22 protein-coding genes and 3 pseudogenes are annotated in these 19,604 nt (G+C 66.8%); 16 read left to right on the top strand and 9 right to left on the bottom strand.

Annotated elements, in window-relative coordinates:
- Positions 1-174: 174 nt before the first annotated feature.
- From tnpA (AL072_RS36190) to AL072_RS02520, 12 genes and pseudogenes are all read left to right on the top strand, one after another.
- Positions 175-321, top strand: a pseudogene (tnpA, locus tag AL072_RS36190) (IS66 family insertion sequence element accessory protein TnpA); the annotation flags it as partial.
- Between the two features lie 45 nt (positions 322-366).
- Positions 367-750 carry an IS66-like element accessory protein TnpA gene (tnpA, locus tag AL072_RS36185; protein WP_045581642.1) on the top strand — a complete coding sequence of 128 codons (384 nt, stop codon included), beginning with the start codon at positions 367-369 and terminating at the stop codon, positions 748-750.
- Positions 747-1,103, top strand: coding sequence for an IS66 family insertion sequence element accessory protein TnpB (gene tnpB / locus AL072_RS02560; protein ID WP_082108895.1), 357 nt, complete (start codon positions 747-749; stop codon positions 1,101-1,103). Before tnpA (AL072_RS36185) ends, tnpB (AL072_RS02560) begins: the two co-directional genes overlap by 4 nt.
- Before the next feature lie 69 nt (positions 1,104-1,172).
- A pseudogene (gene tnpC / locus AL072_RS02555) lies at positions 1,173-2,387 on the top strand (IS66 family transposase); the annotation flags it as partial.
- On the top strand, positions 2,359-2,637 hold the full coding sequence (locus tag AL072_RS36180) for a transposase (RefSeq protein ID WP_144428120.1): 279 nt from the start codon (positions 2,359-2,361) through the stop codon (positions 2,635-2,637). The pseudogene tnpC (AL072_RS02555) and the gene AL072_RS36180, both read left to right, overlap by 29 nt.
- A gap of 104 nt (positions 2,638-2,741) precedes the next feature.
- Positions 2,742-4,019: an IS21 family transposase gene (gene istA, locus AL072_RS02545; protein WP_045581644.1), complete on the top strand. Its 1,278-nt coding sequence runs from the start codon at positions 2,742-2,744 to the stop codon at positions 4,017-4,019.
- On the top strand, positions 4,016-4,891 hold the full coding sequence (gene istB / locus AL072_RS02540) for an IS21-like element helper ATPase IstB (RefSeq protein ID WP_045581645.1): 876 nt from the start codon (positions 4,016-4,018) through the stop codon (positions 4,889-4,891). The genes istA and istB overlap by 4 nt, the downstream gene beginning before the upstream one ends.
- The gene (locus AL072_RS34090; protein WP_144428119.1) at positions 4,888-5,172 is read left to right on the top strand and encodes a hypothetical protein; all 285 of its coding nucleotides are present in this window, start codon (positions 4,888-4,890) and stop codon (positions 5,170-5,172) included. Before istB ends, AL072_RS34090 begins: the two co-directional genes overlap by 4 nt.
- A complete protein-coding gene (gene tnpB / locus AL072_RS02535; RefSeq protein WP_045581646.1) occupies positions 5,169-5,522 on the top strand; it encodes an IS66 family insertion sequence element accessory protein TnpB in 354 nt (117 codons plus the stop codon). Before AL072_RS34090 ends, tnpB (AL072_RS02535) begins: the two co-directional genes overlap by 4 nt.
- 51 nt (positions 5,523-5,573) lie before the next feature.
- A complete protein-coding gene (tnpC, locus tag AL072_RS02530) occupies positions 5,574-7,145 on the top strand; it encodes an IS66 family transposase (protein ID WP_045581647.1) in 1,572 nt (523 codons plus the stop codon).
- The gene (locus AL072_RS02525; RefSeq protein ID WP_052709966.1) at positions 7,142-7,717 is read left to right on the top strand and encodes a YecA/YgfB family protein; all 576 of its coding nucleotides are present in this window, start codon (positions 7,142-7,144) and stop codon (positions 7,715-7,717) included. Before tnpC (AL072_RS02530) ends, AL072_RS02525 begins: the two co-directional genes overlap by 4 nt.
- A gap of 40 nt (positions 7,718-7,757) precedes the next feature.
- A pseudogene (locus AL072_RS02520) lies at positions 7,758-8,216 on the top strand (IS66 family transposase); the annotation flags it as partial.
- Between the two features lie 268 nt (positions 8,217-8,484).
- Here the strand turns inward: AL072_RS02520 and AL072_RS02515 are convergent.
- From AL072_RS02515 to AL072_RS34085, 7 genes are all read right to left on the bottom strand, one after another.
- Entirely contained in the window at positions 8,485-9,201 is a 717-nt protein-coding gene (locus AL072_RS02515) for a hypothetical protein (protein WP_045581649.1), read from the bottom strand.
- The gene (locus tag AL072_RS02510; protein WP_045581650.1) at positions 9,198-9,833 is read right to left on the bottom strand and encodes a hypothetical protein; all 636 of its coding nucleotides are present in this window, start codon (positions 9,831-9,833) and stop codon (positions 9,198-9,200) included. Before AL072_RS02510 ends, AL072_RS02515 begins: the two co-directional genes overlap by 4 nt.
- Positions 9,830-12,025: a hypothetical protein gene (locus AL072_RS02505; RefSeq protein WP_045581651.1), complete on the bottom strand. Its 2,196-nt coding sequence runs from the start codon at positions 12,023-12,025 to the stop codon at positions 9,830-9,832. Before AL072_RS02505 ends, AL072_RS02510 begins: the two co-directional genes overlap by 4 nt.
- A 207-nt stretch (positions 12,026-12,232) precedes the next feature.
- Entirely contained in the window at positions 12,233-12,523 is a 291-nt protein-coding gene (locus AL072_RS02500) for a helix-turn-helix domain-containing protein (RefSeq protein ID WP_045581652.1), read from the bottom strand.
- Positions 12,524-12,637: 114 nt separating this feature from the next.
- Positions 12,638-12,868, bottom strand: coding sequence for a hypothetical protein (locus AL072_RS02495; RefSeq protein WP_052709967.1), 231 nt, complete (start codon positions 12,866-12,868; stop codon positions 12,638-12,640).
- Positions 12,869-12,879: 11 nt separating this feature from the next.
- Positions 12,880-13,065 (bottom strand): hypothetical protein, encoded by a 186-nt coding sequence (locus tag AL072_RS02490; RefSeq protein ID WP_052709968.1) that lies wholly within the window; start codon positions 13,063-13,065, stop codon positions 12,880-12,882.
- Between the two features lie 296 nt (positions 13,066-13,361).
- Entirely contained in the window at positions 13,362-13,502 is a 141-nt protein-coding gene (locus tag AL072_RS34085) for a hypothetical protein (RefSeq protein ID WP_158511035.1), read from the bottom strand.
- A gap of 1,101 nt (positions 13,503-14,603) precedes the next feature.
- On the opposite strand from AL072_RS34085, the gene AL072_RS02480 reads away from it, so the two are divergent.
- Together AL072_RS02480 and AL072_RS02470 are read left to right on the top strand one after the other, a co-directional pair.
- Positions 14,604-14,906, top strand: coding sequence for a hypothetical protein (locus AL072_RS02480; RefSeq protein WP_045581654.1), 303 nt, complete (start codon positions 14,604-14,606; stop codon positions 14,904-14,906).
- A gap of 286 nt (positions 14,907-15,192) precedes the next feature.
- Positions 15,193-15,495 (top strand): hypothetical protein, encoded by a 303-nt coding sequence (locus AL072_RS02470; RefSeq protein WP_144428115.1) that lies wholly within the window; start codon positions 15,193-15,195, stop codon positions 15,493-15,495.
- Between the two features lie 256 nt (positions 15,496-15,751).
- On the opposite strand, the gene AL072_RS02465 is transcribed toward AL072_RS02470, so the two are convergent.
- A complete protein-coding gene (locus AL072_RS02465; protein WP_045581657.1) occupies positions 15,752-16,048 on the bottom strand; it encodes a hypothetical protein in 297 nt (98 codons plus the stop codon).
- Between the two features lie 29 nt (positions 16,049-16,077).
- Complete coding sequence (locus AL072_RS02460) at positions 16,078-16,617, bottom strand: helix-turn-helix domain-containing protein (RefSeq protein WP_045581658.1); 540 nt, start codon at positions 16,615-16,617, stop codon at positions 16,078-16,080.
- A 281-nt stretch (positions 16,618-16,898) separates the two neighbouring features.
- Here AL072_RS02460 and AL072_RS34810 point away from each other — a divergent pair, with 281 nt between their 5' ends.
- Together AL072_RS34810 and AL072_RS02450 are read left to right on the top strand one after the other, a co-directional pair.
- A complete protein-coding gene (locus tag AL072_RS34810) occupies positions 16,899-17,894 on the top strand; it encodes a hypothetical protein (RefSeq protein ID WP_045581659.1) in 996 nt (331 codons plus the stop codon).
- 26 nt (positions 17,895-17,920) lie between these two features.
- Positions 17,921-18,889, top strand: coding sequence for a DNA-binding protein (locus AL072_RS02450; RefSeq protein WP_158511034.1), 969 nt, complete (start codon positions 17,921-17,923; stop codon positions 18,887-18,889).
- Positions 18,890-19,604: the final 715 nt, after the last annotated feature.

Genomic DNA, 19,604 nt, shown 5'->3' with positions numbered 1-19,604 from the left:
GTGACGACAAATCGGATACCGGAGTTGTTCAGAGCCGAGAATACCAACGCTTACGCTTTGATTGAACCCGCACTTGGCGATCGCTGAAGCATCGTAAGCGTTGCGTGACGACACATCCGACGTGATCGTGGTTCATGAAATATTCCGCTGATCGCAGCTCAGCGGGGTAAGGGGATGTCGGGTCAGGATCTGGAGAGCTATTGGCGCGGTCATGTCGAGGCCTGGAAGGGCAGCGGGCTGACGCTGAAAGCCTATGCTGAAGCCCATGGAATTGGACGCTGGGCTCTGGGACGGTGGTCGCGCCGCTTTGCCGCTGCGAAGGGGGTGAGCGCTCGCTGTCATAGGGATAGTCCTGGTGCTGTCCCTATGACGGCGAGCGCTCCCTTGGTGATGGAGATCGTCGAGGCGGCACCCCGCCGGCGGTATTGGTCGCAGGCGGAGAAAGAGCAGCTGGTGGCGGAAACCTGCGAGCCCGGCGTGAGCGTGTCGCTGGTCGCCCGGCGGCGCGGGGTCGATCCCAGCCTGCTGTTCCGCTGGCGCCGCCAGATGCTCACTCCGGCCGAGCCGCCGCCCATCTTCGCGCCGGTGGAGGTGGCAGACACCACGTCCGCTCTTCCCCTCACGCCGCCAACTCCATGCGGTGCCAGCATGATCGAAATCGAGTTGGCCGGCGGACGGCGGCTGCGGGTCGGTCGGGATGTCGATGCCGAAGCACTGCGCCGGGTGATCAGCGTGCTGGAGCGGTCATGATGCTGTCGATCCCGGCCGGTGTACGCATTTACCTGGCGCTGGAGCCCTGCGACATGCGCCGCGGCTTCGACGGACTGGCCCTGCTGGTGCAGCAGGCGCTGGGCAAGGATCCGTTCTGCGGCCACCTCTACATCTTCCGAGGGAAAGGTGCTGGACGCGTGAAAATTCTCTACGCCGATCAGAACGGCATGTGCCTGTTCGCCAAGAGGCTGGAACGTGGCCGTTTCGTTTGGCCAACGACGCGGACGCCGGGCGGCACAGTGGTACTGACGCCGGTGGAACTGTCCCTGCTTCTGGAGGGGCTGGACTGGCGTCACACCGTGCCGGTGTCGCGGCCGACTGCAGCGGGATGAATGGGAGAAAAGGTGAGGAAAACCACAGGCTTGGCTGGCTTGGGGCCGTGATCCAAGGTACAATCGGCCATGCGCTTCGACCTCGACAACCTGCCCGCTGATCCAGCCCTGCTGCAGCAGATGGTGCGCGATTTGGCCGAGGTCGTTGAGCGCCAGAAAGCCGATCTGGCGGAGCTGGAGGCTCTGCGTCAGCAGCTCCGACAGATGCAGCGCACCGTCTTCGGGCGCCGCTCCGAACGGCTCGATCCCGATCAGCTCGATCTCGGGTTGGAGGAGCTGGAGGCGGACATCGCCCGGGTCGAGGCCAAACTCGCAGCCCCTGAACTGGAACCGTCAGCCCCTGCGGAACCACCCAGCCGTGGCCGCGACTTGCCCGATGATCTGCCGCATCACGATCTCACACTCGAGCCGCCTGGGCTGGAGTCCGGCGCCGGGGTTTGCCCCTGCTGCGGCGGGGCTTTGCATGAGGCCGGCGAGACGGTGGCCCGGATGATCGACTACGTGCCGGCCCAGGTGCGGGTGCTGCGCATCCGCCGGCCCAAATACGCCTGCCGCGGCTGCGGCACGCTGCATCAGGCGCCGGCCCCGGAGAAGCCGATCGCCAAGGGCATGGCGACGCCGGCGATGCTGGCGCACGTCATCACCAGTCGCTACTGCGATCATCTGCCCTTCTACCGCCAGGCGCAGATCCTGGCCCGCAACGGCTTTCCCGTCGACCGCTCGGTTCTGGCGGGCTGGGCGGGACAGGCGTGTTGGTGGCTGGAGGCGCTGCATGAGGAGTTGGCCAAGGCCCTGTTCGCCTCGGCCAAGCTGTTCGCCGACGACACGCCGATGCCGACGCTGGCGCCGGGAACCGGCCGGGTGAAGACCGGACGGCTTTGGGCCTATGCCCGCGATGATCGGCCCTGGCAGGGGCTGGACCCGCCGGCGGTGATTTACGCCTACACCAGCGATCGCAAAGGCGAACGCCCAGCCGCCCACCTGCGGGAGTTCTGCGGTGTGCTGCAGGTGGACGGTTATGCCGGGTTCGAACGGCTGGCTGCCGGCAACCGGGTCGTGCTGGCGGCGTGCTGGAGCCATGCGCGTCGACGTTTCTACGACTTGGCCGAAAACGGCTCGCCGATCGCCGCCGAGGCGCTGCGCCGCATCGCCCGGCTCTACGCGATCGAAGGTAAGCGCTACGAGCGCACCCTTCTTCCCGAAACGGTTTCCGTGACCGAGATTGCGCGCGGGTTCACGGGAGACGGAGGGCACGATGGGAGAAGGCGTCAGGCTTCATCCCAGACTTGAAGCCATGGATGAAGGCAGGCCGTATCGGCGGATTGAGGTGATCACGGGGCGGCGTCAGCGGCGCTCGTATAGGGCGGAGGAGAAGGCGCGCATCGTGGCGGAGAGCGCCGTGCCGGGCGCCAACATCTCCGAGGTGGCGCGGCGCAACGGGGTGAACCGCGGCCTGCTCACGGTGTGGCGTCGGGAGGCGGGCGTCGTCCCGGTGTCAGTGCCGGGTGAATACTCCCCAGAAGGGGGCGGGTGAAATTTCCCCAGTTTGATGCAACAGCCCGGCTCCGGGGCGATCGCCCCGGAGCCGTGCGCCCGCCGTTTGCCATGATCCCCTCCATCGATGGAGGGAGGGCGCCGGTGGTCAGACTTGGGGAACTCGTCATGATTCTCGATCTCGCACGCGAAGGGCTGACGGTGTCGGCGATCGCCCGCCGCACCGGTCTGGACCGGAAAACCATCCGCAAATACATCGCCCAGGGGCTGGAGCCGCCGGCCTACACGCCACGGCCCCCGCGGCCGACGCTGGTCGGGCCCTCCTATCTGCGCGAACGCCTGCAGGCGTTCCCGGAACTCAGCGCCCGGCGCCTGCTGCGCGACATCCGCGAGCGTGGCTACCAAGGCGGCTACACGATGCTGAAGGCGTTCGTGCGCACCGTCCGCCCCGCACCCGTCCCATCTTTCGAGCGCCGGTTTGAGACGCCGCCCGGCAAGCAGGGCCAAGTCGACTTCGCCTTCTTCAAGACGACCTTCACCGACGAGCCCGAGGCGGAGCGGATCGTCTGGCTGTTCTCGATGGTGCTCGGCCACAGCCGCATGATGTGGGCGCGCTTCGTCGCCCGCCAGGATCTGCCCACCGTGCTCCGCTGCCACATCGCCGCCTTCGAGAGCTTCGGCGGGGCGCCCGAGCAAATCCTCTACGACCGCATGAAAACCGCCGTGCTCGGCGAGGTCGAGGACCCCGACCAGCCCGGCCGCGGCATCGCCTACAACGCCAAGCTCCTCGACCTCGCCGCCCATTACGGCTTCCTGCCCAAGGCGTGCCGACCCTACCGGCCCGAAACCAAGGGAAAGGTCGAACGGCCTTTCCGCTATGTTCGCGAGGACTTCTTCCTGGCCCGCAGCTTCCGCAACCTCGAGGATCTCAACGCCCAGTTCACCCAGTGGCTGGACCAGATCGCCAACCGTCGCCGGCACGCCACCACCCAGCGCGTCGTCGCGGAGCATTTCGCCGAGGAGCGGCCCCACCTCAAGCCGTTGCCGGCCGGCCCCTTCAACAGCGTGCTGGCCCTGGAGCGCCGCGTCACCCGCGACGGCATGGTGTCGGTCGCCGGCAACCTCTATTCCGTGCCGGACAGCACCCGCCGGCGCGCCGTGGAGGTGCAACTCACGGCGGAGACCGTCACCATCCTGGAGGACGGCGCTCCCGTCGCCTCTCACCCCGTGCTGGAAGGACGCGGCCAACGGCGCATCGCCACCGGCCACCGAACCCAGCCCCCACCGCCCAACAGCCAGACCCCCAGGGATGTCGCCTCCCAAGCCTCCCAGCCCCAGGGCGACACGGTGACGCCCCGCTCGCTGGCGATCTACGACGCCATCGGCCGCCGCCTCGCCGGCCAGCCGGAAGCCGTCCGATGAGCGCCGCCTCACTGGACAGCGGCCCGGCCAGCCTGGACCGCATCCGCCGCTACCTGGTCGGGCTGAAGATGCCGCGCGCCCTGGAGGCACTGGAACACATCTTGCGCCGCATCGAGCGCGGCGAGATCTCCGCCCTGGAGGCCATCGACGCCCTGCTCGGCGAGGAACTGACCCTGCGCGAGGGACGCCGCGTCAAGGCCGCCCTGAAGATGGGCCGCCTGCTCACCGTCAAGACACTGACCGGCTTCGACTTCTCCTTTCAGCCCTCGCTCGACCGCGACCGCATCATGGCCTTGGCGGAACTCGACTTCGTCGACCGCCACGAGGTGCTTCATTTTCTCGGCCAGCCCGGATGCGGCAAGACCCATCTGGCCCTCGCGCTCGGCGTCGAGGCCGTGAAGACCGGCCGCTCCGTCTACTTCTCCACCCTGGCCGACATCGTCAGTTCGCTGGCCAAGGCCGAGCGGGAGGGCAGTTTGCGCGAACGCCTGCGCTTCCTGTGCCGGCCGCAGTTGCTCATCGTCGATGAGATCGGTTACCTGCCCGTCATTCCCGGCGGCGGAAACCTGTTCTTCCAGCTCGTCAACGCCCGCTACGAGCGCGGCGCCATGATCCTGACCTCCAACCGCGGCTTTTCCGAATGGGGCGACGTGTTCGGCGGCACCGTCGTCGCCTCTGCCCTGCTCGACCGCTTGCTTCACCACGCCGTCGTCGTCCAGATCGAGGGCGCCAGCTACCGCCTGCGCCGCCATGCCGAGCTGATGCCGGAAAACACCCGCGCACGTCCGATCAGCCCGTCAGCACCACCGGCGGCACGACGCCGTGGGCGCCCACCAAAAGACAGGGAGGCCAACCAAGACAGCAACACTTGACCACACCAACCATCTGGGGATTTTTCACCCGCCCGATCTGGGGAAACTTCATCCGGCCTTTACACCCGGACGCGGCTCCGGTGGAGACGCCGCTGTTCGTCCCCGTCACGGTGGCCGAGGAACCCACGCCCGCTCCTCCAGAACATCGATCTCCGTCGGCCCGGGAGACGGCGCCGGGCCGGATCGAGATGGACGTGCGAAGCGGACGGCTGGTGTTCCACGGCGCGGTTGATCCCGGCCTTGCGGCGGCGGTTGTCGCGGCGGCCTGGGGGCGGGGATGATCCCTCTGCGCCCCGACCTCAAGGTCGTGGTGGCGACGCAGCCGGTCGATTTCCGCAAGGGCGTTCACGGCCTGGTCGCCCTGGTGGCCGAGGCGCTGAAGGCCGATCCCTACTGCGGCGACGTCTTCGTCTTCCGCTCCAAGCGCAAGGATCGGCTCAAGCTCCTGGTCTGGGACGGCACCGGGGTGATCCTCGCAACAAAGTGGCTGGAGGACGGAGGATTTTCCTGGCCGCCGATCCGGGACGGCACGGTCCGTCTGAGCGCGGTTCAGTTTGCGCTGCTGCTCGATGGATTGGAGTGGCGCACGGCCTCGCCGCCGGCGATCAAAACGCCCCGTTGGATGGGTTGAAAGCATTGAAACGCCTGGGTTCTGACGCATCTCTGCGGTATACTCCAGGGCATGGTCCAGCCTCCCGACCCGCTCCCCACAGACCCCGCCGAACTGGCCCGGATCATCGGCGATCTGGTGGCCCGGAACGCGGCGTTGCAGGCGCGGGTGGAGACACTGACGGCGCTGATCTTCGGGGCGAAATCGGAAAAGGCGTCGGTGATCGACCCCGAACAGGGCGTCCTCGACCTCGGCGACCTTGCCGTTGAAGCGGCTCCGGCCGCCAACGACAACGCCGATCGGACTGCCGGTAGGCCCAAGCGGCCCGCGCGCCGTCCAGCGAACCGTAACGTCGGGGCGCTGCCCCGGCATCTGCCGCGCCTGGAGACGACCATCGAGCCGGAAAGCACCGCGTGCCCGTGCTGCGCCGGGGCGATGCACCGGATCGGTGAGGACGTCGCCGAAGCGCTGGATGTGATCCCGGCCATCGTGCGCGTGCTGCGCACCATCCGGCCGAAGTACGCCTGCCGGGGCTGCGCCGGCGCCCTGGTCCAGGCCACCGCCAAGCCGCGGGTGGTGGACGGCGGCATGGCCTCCACCGCGCTGGTCGCCCACGTCGTGGTGGCGAAGTTCGCCTGGCATCTGCCGCTGTATCGGCAGGCCCAGATGTTTGCCGGCCAGGGCATCGTGCTGGACCGGAGCACGCTTGTGTTCTGGGTTCGCCGGGCCGCCTGGTGGCTGAGGCCGCTGTATGATCGGCTGCTGCTCTACATCCGCTCTCAGCAGCGGGTGTACTGCGACGAGACGCCGTTGCCCCGGCTCGATCCGGGACGCGGGCGGACCAAGGTCTGCCAGTTGTGGGCCCAGGCGGTGGACGACCGTCCCTGGCAAGGCCCCGCCATGCCGGCGGTCGGCTACGTCTACGCCGAGGGGCGGGATACGGCTGCTGTCCAGGAGCAGTTGGCGGGCTTCGATGGCATTCTGCAGGTCGACGGCTACGCCGCCTACAAGGCGCTGGTCCGCCGCCGCAAGCGAACTGGTATCCGCCTCGTCTTCTGCCTGGCGCACGCGCGTCGCAAGTTCGTGGCGGTGTTCAAAACTACCAAGTCCGAGGTGGCGCGCGACGTGATCACGCGCATTGGCACGGTGTACGCCATTGAGGAGCGCATCCGCGGCACCACGGCGGACACCCGCCTGCGGGTCCGGCAGGCCGAAGCCCGGCCGATCATGGCGGCGCTGAAGGCCCGACTGATGGAAGTGCGGAGCGAAATCTCCGGCCAGTCGAGCCTGGCCAAGGCGATCGCCTACACGTTGGGCCACTGGGACGGGCTGATCGCCTTCCTCGACGATGGCCGCATCGACGTGGATACGAACGCGGTGGAGCGAAGCATGCGCCCGATCGGTTTGGGCCGTAAGAACGCTTTGTTCGCCGGCTCGCCAGCGGGTGGCCAGGACTGGGCGATCCTCGCCTCGCTGCTCAACTCGGCCAAGCTGAACGACATCGACCCGTTCTCCTACATGGCCGACGTGCTGGAGCGCATCGTGTCGGGGGCGGTGAAAGTGAACGACCTCGACCGCCTGCTGCCCTGGGCGTGGAGGGCGGAACGGGACGCCGCGCCTACGGTCGAGGCACGGGCGGCATGATGGCCAAGCCCGCCGCAAACGCCGCCACGGCGGTGCCCAAACTGATGCTGGATGCCGCCGAACTCGAAGCCTATCTGCGGGCACGCGGCCGGGCGGCGCCGGTGTCGCGCCTCGACGGGCTCGACGGCTACCTGACCGCCGTGCTGATCGGGCCGACGTTCATCGATCCCCAGATTTGGCTCGGCCACCTCCTGGGCGACCACGCCCTGCTCTGCGCCGAGGACACGCGGGAGCACCGCGCCATCCAGGCCGTAGCGGCCCAGCACAACCGCCTGTCGGAGACGATGGCGCAATTTCCCTATCTCTACCGGCCGCAACTGCCGCCCCACCATGCCGGAGGCTTGGACCCGATCTTCTGGTCCTTCGGCTTCCTCATGGCAACCCGGCTGGCGCCCCGCGCCTGGAAGAGCATGACCAACCCGGACAAGCCTGAACACACCACGTTCCAGGCCTTGCACACTCTTCTGATCGGCACAACGCCCATCATCGAGGCCGACGTACCAGCCCTGGCCAAGGGAATCCTCGACCTTCGCGAACACTTCAAGGCCCGCCGCAACAGATCCATGCGGTGATCCCGGGGAATCGGTGAAGGGTGCGCTCGCACCGCTTACGATCGAAGAGCGCATCCGCGGCCGCACGGCAGACGAGCGCCGGCAGCTTCGGCAAGCCGAGGCCGCTTCCCAGGTGGCGGAGCTGAAGGCGTGGCTGGAGCACGAACTTCCCCGCCTGCCGGGCCGCTCCAAGCTGGCCGAGGCGATCCGCTATGCGCTTGGCCGCTGGAAGGCGTTGTGCGTCTACCTGGATGACGGCCGGGTGGAGATGGATACCAACACGGTGGAGCGCTGCATCAGACCGGTAGCCCTCGGCCGGAAGAATAGCCTCTTCGCCGGCTCGGAGGGCGGCGGCCATCGCTGGGCGGTGATCGCCTCGCTGGTTGAGACCTGTAAGCTCAACGGCGTCGAACCCTTCGCCTACCTGCGCGACGTCCTGGAGCGCATGGTGAACGGCTATCCTGCCAGCCACCTCGCCGATCTCCTCCCCTGGAACTGGAGCCCAGCTGTCAACGCCTGATCCGGTGCGATCACGCCCCGCTTACGAAGCATCCGCTTCACGGCTGGTTGTTGACCGCAGACGGCACGGCATTGGCGGGGTTTGCTAACGGCTTGGGATGCGGCCGTCGCGGAAAGAGGGGTTGCCGCAGGTTTTCACCTGGGGGAACAGGAGGCCCCCATGTGATCCCGGCCTTTTTCAGGGAGTCGAGCCACTCCGCGATCGCCACCACCGGGTCGGTTTCGGGATTGACCCCACCGACATAGGTGATGACGACTTTCCCGTCGCGTCACCGCCGCTTCTCGAGGCGGTTGAGCAAAGCAGCGCGCTGGTTCTTCTCGTGCGGGGTCATGCTCCGTCCCAACCGCCGCTCAATCACATCCTCGAGTGTTCTCGCCGCGGCTGTGGTGGAAGCTTGCTGTATGTAGGGCTGGCAGGAGCGCGGATCCCGATGCCCGAGCAGGCGCGGGATAAGGTCGACCAGTTCCGGAGCGTGGTCGACGATCGCCGTGGCGGTGACATCCCTGAACAGGTGCGGCCCCAATCCCAGTCCAAACTCCTCCGCAGTGATATCCATCACGCATTCCGTAAGGCTTTTGGGCATCAGCGGGGAACCAATAAAGCCTGGGCAGGCCGACAGCCAGAGGGCTTCGCCCGATCGTTCCGTGGCGAGCGCTATACGCCAATGTGTCAGCCAGCGTTCCATCGGTCCGACGACATCGGCCGCCAACTGTTCAACTCGGTGGTCGCCGTTCTTGGTGTCCAGCAACATCAGGCTGAAACCGCCGCCCGGCAGGTGGTCGATGAAGCTGCCAGTGATGGCGTTCTTTGGCGCTTGGCCAATGCACAGTTCGTGCAAATTGCGGCGTCGGATCGGATGATGGGTTAACATCAGAATGATCAGGCCCTTCTGAAAGAGCGCCGCCGCACGCCGACTTCGCCCGGCTTTCTCTGCCCGTGCCATCAGCCCTCTAGCGAGTTCGCGGAGTTCGATAACGCTTCTCATCCGCTCATGCTTCCGACGCGCCTTCGGCGCCTCCTTGGCCTGCTTCTGAAGTTCCAGGGCATGATTCCACAGCCAATCCCAGTCGTCACCGGGCCACAGGGCGCGACCGTCAGCGGGAGCGAAGCCGATTGGCAGAAGGCGAAATACATCCCCATATTCCTCTCACGCAGATTGACCGTCTCCGCCGACCACTTTCGCGCTGGGCTATCGTTGCTCATTAGATCGCGCAACGACAGTCTGCGCCCACCCGTGCCCCGAGCGGCGATCCATGCGGCGCGGATCGGCGCCGGCCACTCCTCAACCAAAAGGCGAACCCGCCGGCGCTGGCTGGCAGCACCCCGGCCCGGTCCGTCCGACGATTTGCGCGCCGACGAGGCCATCCAGACCGCCCGCACGGCGCGTTCGACCCACAGATGGTCGCCGTCCGGATCGCGCTCCCGCAAAGCGGCCGCCAGACCGTAGAGCAGTTCGCACATGTCCTTCGGCCGACTGGCATGGGTTACCGCCAGATGGGCGACGTAGGCCTCGAGGCGGCCGGGATCGATGCCCGGCTCCTCCGCGCCGCACCAGCGGCGATAGGCATTCCAGCCGCGGAGGTTCCGGCGATTGTGGATGCGTTCGTCCCGCTTCACGACGACCTCCGTGCGGCTTTCGCCGTCCGGCGCGCGCGGCCGGGGGCGCGCGCCCGAATACGATCGACCGCGGTCTCCAGCGCCGCCGCAGCCTGATCCTGCGACACGCCGCCATACTCGCGCCGTCCCGCCCCATGATGACCGAGGAGGCGGCTGACCGTGTCCCGATAGCGCGGGTCCTCATCCAGCAGCAGCTTGGTGGCGAGATGACGCCACAGGTGCGGGTTCATGGCCAGGCCGGTTTCGCGCGCGACCACCCGCGAAATGAGCCCGGAAAACGGCGCCGCCCGCATCGGCTTGTCCTCGCCTTGACGGGGGAAGAGAAAGGAGTTGCCGACATCGCCGAGCAGCAGGCGGTAGTGAGTGCGATAGATGCTCAACAGCATCATCTTCCAGGATTTCAGTACGGCGCGCGCAGGGATCTTCCCCTTGGTCTGCCACGCCTCGTACGCGACGGCGCCATCGGCGTGGCGGGACAGCGGCCACTGCACGTTGTCGAGACGAGTGCCGCTGAGTGTCAGCACGCGCACCGGCAGGCTGTTGAGCAGCAGCACCCCCATCGCCGCCGCCGCGGTCAGCGCCATGCGCGGCGTGACCGGCGTTTCCCCCGCAGCGGTTCGGGACTGCCGTTCGCTTTCCAGATACTCCATCACCCGGATCGGCATCTCGTGCAGCGCGCGCAGGTTCTCGGGGATGGCGAACTGGGCGAGCTTCTGCTGATTCTCCGGAGTCAGCTCGCCATAGGTCTCGTGCTCCTCACGGGCACAGTCGAGCATCGGGAGAAGATCGGCGACCACCGGGGCGTCCTCCAACGGCAGGCGGATGGCGGCCATGGCGAGGAAACCGCAGGCGTTGTGCAGAGTCTTGGCCGGCTTACGCGGCATGTCCTCCTCGCCAGTGGGAACGTGCTTGTCACAGTAGGCGTCGTACCACGCTACGAACACCTGCTCATTGACGACGTCGCTGACGGCCCTCAGGTCCTCCAGCTTCCTATGGCCGTGGTGAACAGCCCAGGAGGCGAAGCGGCGGACGAAGTCACCCAGCCCCTCGATGGACGCATCGCGAAGCCGCTTGCGCCCGCCATTATCCTTCTTCCGGCTGTCATCGCCCTTGATGGCGCGGCTCTTCCGTGCCTCGGCTCTGGCCCGCAGCCCGGTCACGCCGGGCTGGTAGCCAGTGCGCGCGACGACCAGAAGGTCCTCGAGGCTACGTTGGAAGACCGACGGGAACGCGGTCAGCGGCAGGCTGACCGGCCCTCTGGCGGCCAGCCCGAGCGTCAGGCGTCGGCTCGGCCAGCCGGGGACGGTCTCCACTGCCTGGTTCCAATAGCCTCGGATGTGGCGGATCGCCATCGGCAGATCCCTGCGGCAGCCGCAGGCCATCATGCGATCGGCTACCGCGGCGGCGACGGCGTCGTCGACAGCGTCCGGGGCGATCCCGGTTGCCGAGCAGTGGCGCATCAGGAAGGACAGCGGACCATAGGCCTTGGGCACCGTCGCCCGCCACGCCGTCCACAGCGTCCGCCATTCCGGCGTTAGGGCGCTTGGGTCGCTCACCGGCGGCAGAGCCGGCCTCGGAGCGATGAGGTCCAGCGCCTTGCGCAGCAGCGACTTGACGTTCGTCACCGTCTTCCGGGAGACTCCGAGTTGGGCGTAATGGCGGGCGAGCGCTTTGAGTTTCGGGTCGAGGGACCTCAGGTTGGCCGGCAATTCGCCGGGCGGACGCCCCAACCAGCGCGCGGCGCTGGTGATCGCGCTGACCAGCGCCATTCGTTCATTGTCAGCCAACAGGGGGGAGGAGGCGACGACCTGCCGGAGATCCTCGAGTGTCCGAGCCGTCGGTCGGACCACAGCCGAGGTCAGTGGCCTGGGCGGCCGTGGCGGCGCCTGTATGATCGCCTGGGGCCAGCCGGGGACCTGCTTCACGGCAGCGTTCCAGTAGGTCCGCACCTGCCGATAGGCCTCCTTGCGGTCGGTCCAGGTTCCGGCAGTCGTCAGATAGTCGGCCACCGCCGCCAGCACGGTATCGTCGACGGCGAACGGCTCGATACCGTTGGCGCTGCACCAACGTGCGGTGGTGGACAGCGGTCCCGGGATCCTGCCGAGCGCCGCACGGGCGTCGCATAGCCGGCGCCAATCCAGTGACAGGGCGCCCGGCGCATTGCGGCGGGAAAGTGTGAGTTGGTCCGTCATGCGGTCCTCCTGGTTTCGTCCGATGCGAAAGGCTTCGGGATGGCAAGGGGGCCGACACTGCGCGACGATCCACGACAATCCGCGACATCGACGCACATTCGGGACAGTGGGTGGAGGAAAAAATTCCATTGTGTCATGCCCCTTGTCCCGAGCCGGCCCAAGTGATTGGAAAATCAACGACAATCGACGACAATCCCCGACGCCGCGTCAGCCTGGCCGGCGCGACGTGATTCGGGAGCGGGGGTGCTTCCTTTTCGTGCCCCCGCCGACGGCCCCGGAAGGGTTGGCAGCTTCGGGCGCAAGCGCGGGCGGCAACGTCACCGACTGGTTGTGCAGTTCGAACGCCAGAAGCGACGCAGCGCTGATGCGGCGGGTGGTGCCGGCCAGCGTGGTGACGACGATGCGTCTGTCCTGCGCCCAGCGTTCGACAGTCCGCCGTGTGACGCCGTACCGGTCGGCGACCTCGTCAAGGCTGTACCAAGGCTGATCAAGCGGCATCAAATCCTCCTCCTGTGTTACGCCGGCCATATGGGGCCGTGGAGAGAGGAGGCGGGCGCAGGACGCCAATTTCTTCGGCGTCCCGCGGACACGGGGCGAACGGAATGTCCGACATCAGCGAAGGACCGCCCCTCGCTCCTTACTCGGATAATCATGCACCGTGATAGTGGTCTCGAGGTGCTGGTGGGGGTCGGCGAGGCTGCCGCTGACAATGGCGTCCTCAGTCATCGCCCGAAGCACGTCAAGAACCAGGGTCTCGACGGTGCGTTCTTCGGCCTGCTGGTTTAGGACCACGTCGAATTTGGCTTTGACGAGCAGGAAGTTGCCGAAAGGCTGGAGAGGCACCGATTGATGAGTCAGTTGACCAAATCTGGGGTGCTGAACTCGACAGCCTCCAGGGTGCGCAATGCCCTGCACCGCCGGATCACTTCGCTCTTATGATGGTCATTGATCGTCTTGGCCAATCGGTCGTCGTGCGAATCGCCGACGCTGCCCACGGAGGCTTCGATGCTGACCTCGGTGAGGGAATCAATGTTGCGCATGGAGGCGCATTGTGACCCAAGGTTGTTTTGATGAATTAAGTCGCTACCCATAACTGGATGGCTGTCGTGAACCGCCCGATCGAGCCCGTCCAAGGAAGTCAGCGTGGGCAGTGCATGATCACCGCTGGTCCACGATGTGGTGGACAACGGTATCAATGACGAACGCCGCATAGGCGAAGCCCTACCATCTCGGCGAATACGTGCAACTTGCGCCTGCAAGGCGTTTGGGCGCGCTGCCTGGAACTGGTGGTTTGCCCGCTCGCGGGCATGGTCGCTCTTCGTTCTGACGGGGCGCGTCAGCGCCACGACCTGAAATAGACCACCAGCGCCAGCCCCATGAGGCCCACGGCGAGCACCAGCAGCAGGAACCCTTCCGACCAAATCGCCAACCAGGCGACACCGAGCGAGGCAAGGGCCAGCGCACATGCGAATTGCACGCGCAACAGCCACCGGAAGGGGATTTGGTCATGTGTTCCCATGGGCTAGATTCTACACGACGTTTGAGAGGAGATCGACATGGGCGATCGGGTAGAGAGGCGGCAGACGAAGAAAAGCAGGATGAGGAAACGGATCTTCATGCCCTCTCGTGCTGTGGGGCCGCAGGGCTGGTACGATGTCTCTCGCCGGTGGTACCCAACTCTCTCCCTCTGGCGGAACCGCAGATGGAGCCACTATGGGGCGCGGTTCAGCCAGGCGCCTCCGGGCATGCTGCTGAAGGGGCCGAGATGGACCCGCGGCTGGGGCATTGCGTGCAGCCGGCAGGCGCTGCGTACGAGCGAGCGGTTTCTCGCCCGCCTCCGCGCCGGTCGACATCCGGCGTCGCCGGCCGTCGCGCTCGAACTGCTGATGGAATCCATGCGCTATGACGATCTGACGTTCCACGAACAGACCGCAGCGATTCGGGACGTCGTACGGCATTATGGGCCGGGAAGGTCGAGGTGATCAGGCCGGCTTGGCGCTTCAAGCGTCGAATCTTCCGCGCGCACTCGCATGTGGGTGCGAACGGGGCTTTCCACGCGCCGCAATGGTCACCGCGCTGTCTCGGGTATCCGCCGCGCGCGGCTCACCCCCGCTACTGGTCCGCAAGGACCCCCGGCATTCCCTTCCGGCAACCGCGCCTCCGCGGCCCGCGCTGGCGACAGGCATGGGGCCGGCGATGGTTCCACGCATGGTCCCGCAAGAGGTCACCCACATTTCTCGCACGCATCCGCGCCGGTCTGTTCCAGGCGTCGCCGGTCATCGCCGTAGAAATGCTGGTGGAGTCGGCCGCCTACCAGCGGCTGACCGCACACCAACAGCTGGCGGCTTTGCGGGACGTGGTGAAGCACTACGGCGCGGGGAGGAGCCAGACGGGCGCGACGTGGACATGAGTGGCTCCGGCCGACAAGGCTGGGCGCTCGACCTTGCGAGCGTGCGGTCACCCGTGCGCCGCGTGCCGCCGACCCTCGGGCACCTGAGACCGGCGGCAGATGAGTTCACCGCCGTGGCGCCGGACGAACCGCAGTTCATCGGCGCAGAAGAGGCAAAGGGGGGAAGCCGTGATCAATGAAGACAGCGCCCGCTGGGAAACCGACATCGTCACAGGCGTGGCATGCCTCAGCATCGAATCCTGGACGGCTCTCGTGGCACGCAAGAGCGATGGGTGGCACTACCTCGTTCACAGCAGCGAACGCGCCGGCGGGTTCATCGGGGCGTCGATCCAGAGCCAGTGGGGCTTCCAGAAGCGTGCGGAGGCGCAGCAGGCGGCCGAAGCCGTCATGGTGGAACAGGGCGCGCTGTCCGCGCATGCGGCGGCGGAGCTCATCCGGCAGCGTCTGCCGCGGCGCAGGGACAAAGAATGAGCGATCTGCTCCTGGACTGGTCCCCCCTCAAAAGCTCCGTCAGGCGGGACGTCCTCACTTCCTGGAGGCCGTCGGGTCCCGGCAATGACGGCTGGCTCCTGATGGTCTGGCCCTCGCTCCAGCCGGGAATCGGATGGGGGTGGCGGACGAACCTGTATGCACCCGTCCGGTCTGGGATCGGGCGGGCGGAGAACCAACTGGAGGCGCAGCAGTCGGCTGAAAATGCGCTGATGGACATGCTGACCGCGCACCAGCAGGCAGAACTTCTACGGGAAAGGAATGAACGATGGGCAAAGCTGTGCAGATCCGGTTGATGGGGGACGATCCTGAGGAGGTCAGGCGCGTGACGGCGATGCTGGCGCAGCTGCCGGGCATCGCCTTCACCGGCACCGCGCCGAACCGGCGCGGTCCGGGCCTGCGGGCCTATGGTGCGGTCGCTGTACCCTCGAGCATGCCCCCGTCTTACAGGCTGGACGATCTGCTCGCCGGCGTCACCGACGCCAACCGACACGGGGAATTTCCCGCCATCGGCAAGCCCGACGATCCTCCGGCGACGCGCCGGGGCGTGCGGGGTCGACGCGCCCGGTGAGTGCCGGCTCGTCACCCTGAGGGGGCAACCGCCGGGGGTCGCCCCCCGACCATAACCGGCGACGCTATGGCGAAGGGTCAAAACCAGGTTCAGTTCGAAAGCCGAAGCCGCCGTCGATACAGACCTTGGGCATCAGGGCAGAAACAACGCGGAACCGCCCGGGACTGAGAAAGACCATGGGGACGGGCGTCGATCTCGAAATCCGTCCCCAACCGACCGGCTGCACGGCATCAGCGATCCCGCCAGGCCGGCAGCCTTATCGGGTGCGATGCTCACCCGGCGGTGCATCTCCCACAGCGATGAGGGCGAGCCTCCGGATGATGTCCGCCCGATCGCCCTGTGACAATCCGGCGAAGTGGTCACTCAGATGGGCTTGGCACAGCGCTTCACGGGCTTCGGCCGGAGTCGGCAGCCGGTCGATCACCTCGCTGGAATCGTAGAATCCGTCGCGCGTGTAGCGGTGGATCATCACGACGCAACGCTCGAGGGACACGGCGACCGTTCGTGTCGGGCGGCCGTCGAGGTGAATGAGGATGTGACGGTTGGGCTGCATGGATCGGGTCTCGCTCCTGACGGTGAGGATCAGTCGGCGCTGCCCAGGCAGTCAGAAGGCCAGGACGAGTGGGGAAGAACCCGATGGATGCGGCGGACACGCATGACCGTGCCGGACGATAGCCCCACCGTCTCTGCGATCACCCGGATCGGCATGCCGCTCGCCGACAGGGCGAGGATCTCGGCGACGCGTTCGGGCGTCGCGCGGCGGTAAGGGCGGCTGTCCCGGCGTGGCGACGGCATATCGGCGGCGTCCGGCAGGGCCTCGAGGAGAGCGGCGGCCCGCAGGATGCTGGCGCCGTCGATGCCGTCATGCAACAGGGTGACACGGGCGCCGACCTCAACGGCGCGGCGCAACGAGGCCAGGATCATGCTGCTGGTGGCGCCGAGATGCTCGAGGCCCGGAACGAGAAGTTCGTCACCATCGACGAGGAGCGTCAGCAGGGTGTCGCGGCCGGCCTGTTCGGCGCTGCTGTCCCTCAGGACGCGGGCGCCGGCGATCGCGGCTGCGTGCCGGTCGAGCAGATCGGCCGTCGGGGGAGCGGAAGAGTGGATGTAGAGAATGCGCATGGAGAACCTCCTGTCATGACGACGGCGGCCGATCTGTGGATCGGCGCGGTCAAGAGCAGGGTCTAATGCTCATATGGGATCGTGCCGGTGGGGCGGTTCCCGAAAAATCCGCATTTGCTTCCCGATCCGCTTGCACCGCCTTGGGACGCACCGCCGCCGCTCGGCGGGGTGGCGATCCATGGGGGCGATCCGGCAGAACAGCGGCACCGGCCGGTCATTCCGCCCGTCTTGCCCCGCCGCCGGCATCCTGCCGGCCGGCAGATCATGGGCAGGAGATTGCCATGCTTCATCCCGACCTGCTGGATTCCGCCATCGTCGATCCCACCAGGCCCGCCCCTGTCCGCCATCGGCCGGGCTCCCTCGCCGACGATGCCCTAACGGTGCTGCGCCATCCGCACGTCCTCGGCGCCTGGCTCCATGCCGACCGCCTGGCCGAACTGCTGGCCTCCGCCTCAGGCTCGCACCGCGCCGGCAAGGCGACGGCGCAGATCGCCAACGAGCTGCGTGCCAAGCTGCTGACCCCTGCCCGGAAGCGACCCTATCCTGACATCGAGGTGCAGCCCGGTTCCCTCATCCGAGCCGTCGCTCTGTCAGGGGCCGGAGCGCCGACGACCGTCGCCGGCCTCCCCTGTCCGCTCTCGCGGCACGAGCACCTTCAGGGGCTGCTGGCCAGCGTTCACCTCCTGCTCGGCGACGCCGTCTATCTGCCGCCCGGTGACCGTGGCCGGCACCCCGGACTGCGAAGCCGACTGACGCTGCCGGCGCTCGGTCAGGCCGCCGTCGAACGGAGCCTCGCCCAGATCGACGGCGTCGTGCTGCGCGGCGGCCGACTTCACCGGCTCTACGAGATCGAGACCGACGCTGGCAAGGCGACCAAGGCTCTGGTCCGTCTCAACGACGTTCTGGCGGCGGCCGGGGCGCCGGATGGGGGATCCGTCGTCGCCGTACCCGACGCGCAGCTCGACCGCCTGCGCCTCGAGCTCCAGCGTCCAACCCTACAGGCGCTGCGGGGCGTCTGCCGCTCGCTGCCGTTCTCCGCACGTCGAGAACCCCTACGACCCCTGACGACCTCGGCCGGGACCGGAAACAGCGTGACAACCGTGCCCTGGCGCCTCCCGTCGCGGAGGGCGCCATGGCAGGACAATTCGATATGGCCTGGAGACGGCGCCGTACCATACCGGATCGAGATCATACCGGACCATACCGGCCTGTACCGTTCCAAGCCGTACCGTACCGGTTCCTCCGCCGTGCGGATCGCTCTTCTGCTGCCTCTATAACCGATGCCACCACAGGAAGTGATCACATGTCTGTCACAAAAGCCACGCGTGCAGCGGTGCAAGCCGCCTATGACGCACTTCGAGTTGAAGGGATCGAGCCCACAGCCGACCAGATTGTTCAAATGACCCGCGGGTCGAAGACGACGGTCTGTCGGCACCTGCGTGAGATCGGCGCCGCCTCGCCGCCGCCGGCAACGCCCTCCATACCGCTGTCCACGCTGCCCTCGGAAGAAGCGCAGGTCGAACTGCCGCGCGAGTGGCGCGAAGCCGCGGACGGGCTGTCGCGGACCTTCGCCCACATCCTGACCAGGACGATCGCCGCCGAGCGGGAGCGGGCCATGCAGCTTCTCGAGGCGGAAGCGGCGGCTCGAGGCGCCGCCGTTGCGGTCGCGCAAGCCGAAGTAGAGACGCTGCGGCAGACCTGGGAGAAAAGCCGGGAACAGGCAGACGCGAACTTCATCATCGCTGCCGACGAGGTCAAGGCGCTGCAGGAGATCATCGCCACGCTGCTGGCAGCTGTCGATCTCGAAGCCTCCGATGACCTCGATGATCTGCGTGCCGTCGCCGGCCGCGCCATCAATGGGATTCGCGATCGGACCGAGGCGGCGGTGCGCGTTCGAGAGTTGGAGGTCGCTGCGCAAGCAGCCGAGAGCCGCATCGCTGAGCTGTCGACCCTCGCCATTGCCGGCGCCGAGGCGATCGGGCGGGCCAAGGCGCTGGAGCAGGTCGTAGTCCACCTAACCGGAAAGCCCCACGCCCCCACCTCAACAGCGCCAGCGCTGGCTCGGAACTGCAGCCGTTCGGCAGAACACGCTGGCGGTGCGGCAATGGAGACCGCCGACATGGTGAATGACGTCGGCGGTACATCGCCGGCTATGACGACAGCATCCGCGGACCAACGGCTGCCTCTCGCCGATCTGGTTCTGGCAGCGCCACCCTCGAGGGACAGTGAAGCACCACCCACCCAACCGGTGTTGCCCGCCTCCCCCACCTGACTCGAAGAACCAGGATGTTCTGCAGGTCTATGCCCGCTCGATGAAGATCGCATGCCGAAGATTCGGTCGATCCAGCCGCCGCCCAGGGGGGCAACCGGTCGCTGCGCCACACTCGTGCAGTCGAGGCTGTATCCGTTGTGATGCGACATCGTTGCTCCTCCTTTCGTTGCACCGGCTATATGGGTCGCCCGAAGGGAGGAGGCTCAAGGATAGCCTGCTGGTATCGATTTTTCCGACATCGGAGACTCTCGCGGTGACGGGAAGACGTTCCGAGATCATCAATGACTCTTCGATGATTTTGCTCGCCTTTCGAATCAAGGTCTTACGGGCAGCTTTCGTTTGCCTTTGCCGGTTTTTTGCCATCTGCGGCTAGCTTTTTGGAAGCATCCCCGAATGAATGCCGGAAAGCTCCCGAATGAATGCCGGAATTCTCCCAAACAGATGCCGGAATTCCCCCAAACGAATGCCGGTACCCTCCCGAACAGATGCCGGAATACCGTCAGTAGTCGATTGATCGGGCAGAGCTTTCGGCTCCCTGAATCCTTCGAATCCGCCGAATCATAGGAACAACAAGGAAAGGCGACGCCCCTCGACAGGGGCATCGTGAGGGCACTTCGCGGCCAGTGGTCCGGGAAAGAGCGACACGACTGAGGGACATCGCCGAAAGGGCGAACCAATATTCCCGGCGTACCGATGCTGGAGAAGGACGACAGCC

The sequence above is a fragment of the Azospirillum thiophilum genome (genome assembly GCF_001305595.1).
In the GTDB taxonomy this organism is placed as follows: domain Bacteria; phylum Pseudomonadota; class Alphaproteobacteria; order Azospirillales; family Azospirillaceae; genus Azospirillum; species Azospirillum thiophilum.
This window is presented reverse-complemented; position numbering and strand designations above follow the sequence as displayed.

Excerpts from the sequence above, each read along its gene's own strand:
- tnpA (WP_045581642.1), top strand. The coding sequence starts at position 367 with ATGACGGCGAGCGCTCCCTTGGTGATGGAGATCGTCGAGGCGGCACCC.
- tnpB (WP_082108895.1), top strand. The coding sequence starts at position 747 with ATGATGCTGTCGATCCCGGCCGGTGTACGCATTTACCTGGCGCTGGAG.
- AL072_RS36180 (WP_144428120.1), top strand. The coding sequence starts at position 2,359 with ATGGGAGAAGGCGTCAGGCTTCATCCCAGACTTGAAGCCATGGATGAA.
- istB (WP_045581645.1), top strand. The coding sequence starts at position 4,016 with ATGAGCGCCGCCTCACTGGACAGCGGCCCGGCCAGCCTGGACCGCATC.
- tnpB (WP_045581646.1), top strand. The coding sequence starts at position 5,169 with ATGATCCCTCTGCGCCCCGACCTCAAGGTCGTGGTGGCGACGCAGCCG.
- tnpC (WP_045581647.1), top strand. The coding sequence starts at position 5,574 with ATGGTCCAGCCTCCCGACCCGCTCCCCACAGACCCCGCCGAACTGGCC.
- AL072_RS02525 (WP_052709966.1), top strand. The coding sequence starts at position 7,142 with ATGATGGCCAAGCCCGCCGCAAACGCCGCCACGGCGGTGCCCAAACTG.
- AL072_RS02515 (WP_045581649.1), bottom strand. The coding sequence starts at position 9,201 with ATGAGAAGCGTTATCGAACTCCGCGAACTCGCTAGAGGGCTGATGGCA.
- AL072_RS02505 (WP_045581651.1), bottom strand. The coding sequence starts at position 12,025 with ATGACGGACCAACTCACACTTTCCCGCCGCAATGCGCCGGGCGCCCTG.
- AL072_RS02500 (WP_045581652.1), bottom strand. The coding sequence starts at position 12,523 with ATGCCGCTTGATCAGCCTTGGTACAGCCTTGACGAGGTCGCCGACCGG.
- AL072_RS02490 (WP_052709968.1), bottom strand. The coding sequence starts at position 13,065 with ATGCGCAACATTGATTCCCTCACCGAGGTCAGCATCGAAGCCTCCGTG.
- AL072_RS02470 (WP_144428115.1), top strand. The coding sequence starts at position 15,193 with ATGGGCAAAGCTGTGCAGATCCGGTTGATGGGGGACGATCCTGAGGAG.
- AL072_RS02465 (WP_045581657.1), bottom strand. The coding sequence starts at position 16,048 with ATGCAGCCCAACCGTCACATCCTCATTCACCTCGACGGCCGCCCGACA.
- AL072_RS02460 (WP_045581658.1), bottom strand. The coding sequence starts at position 16,617 with ATGCGCATTCTCTACATCCACTCTTCCGCTCCCCCGACGGCCGATCTG.
- AL072_RS34810 (WP_045581659.1), top strand. The coding sequence starts at position 16,899 with ATGCTTCATCCCGACCTGCTGGATTCCGCCATCGTCGATCCCACCAGG.
- AL072_RS02450 (WP_158511034.1), top strand. The coding sequence starts at position 17,921 with ATGTCTGTCACAAAAGCCACGCGTGCAGCGGTGCAAGCCGCCTATGAC.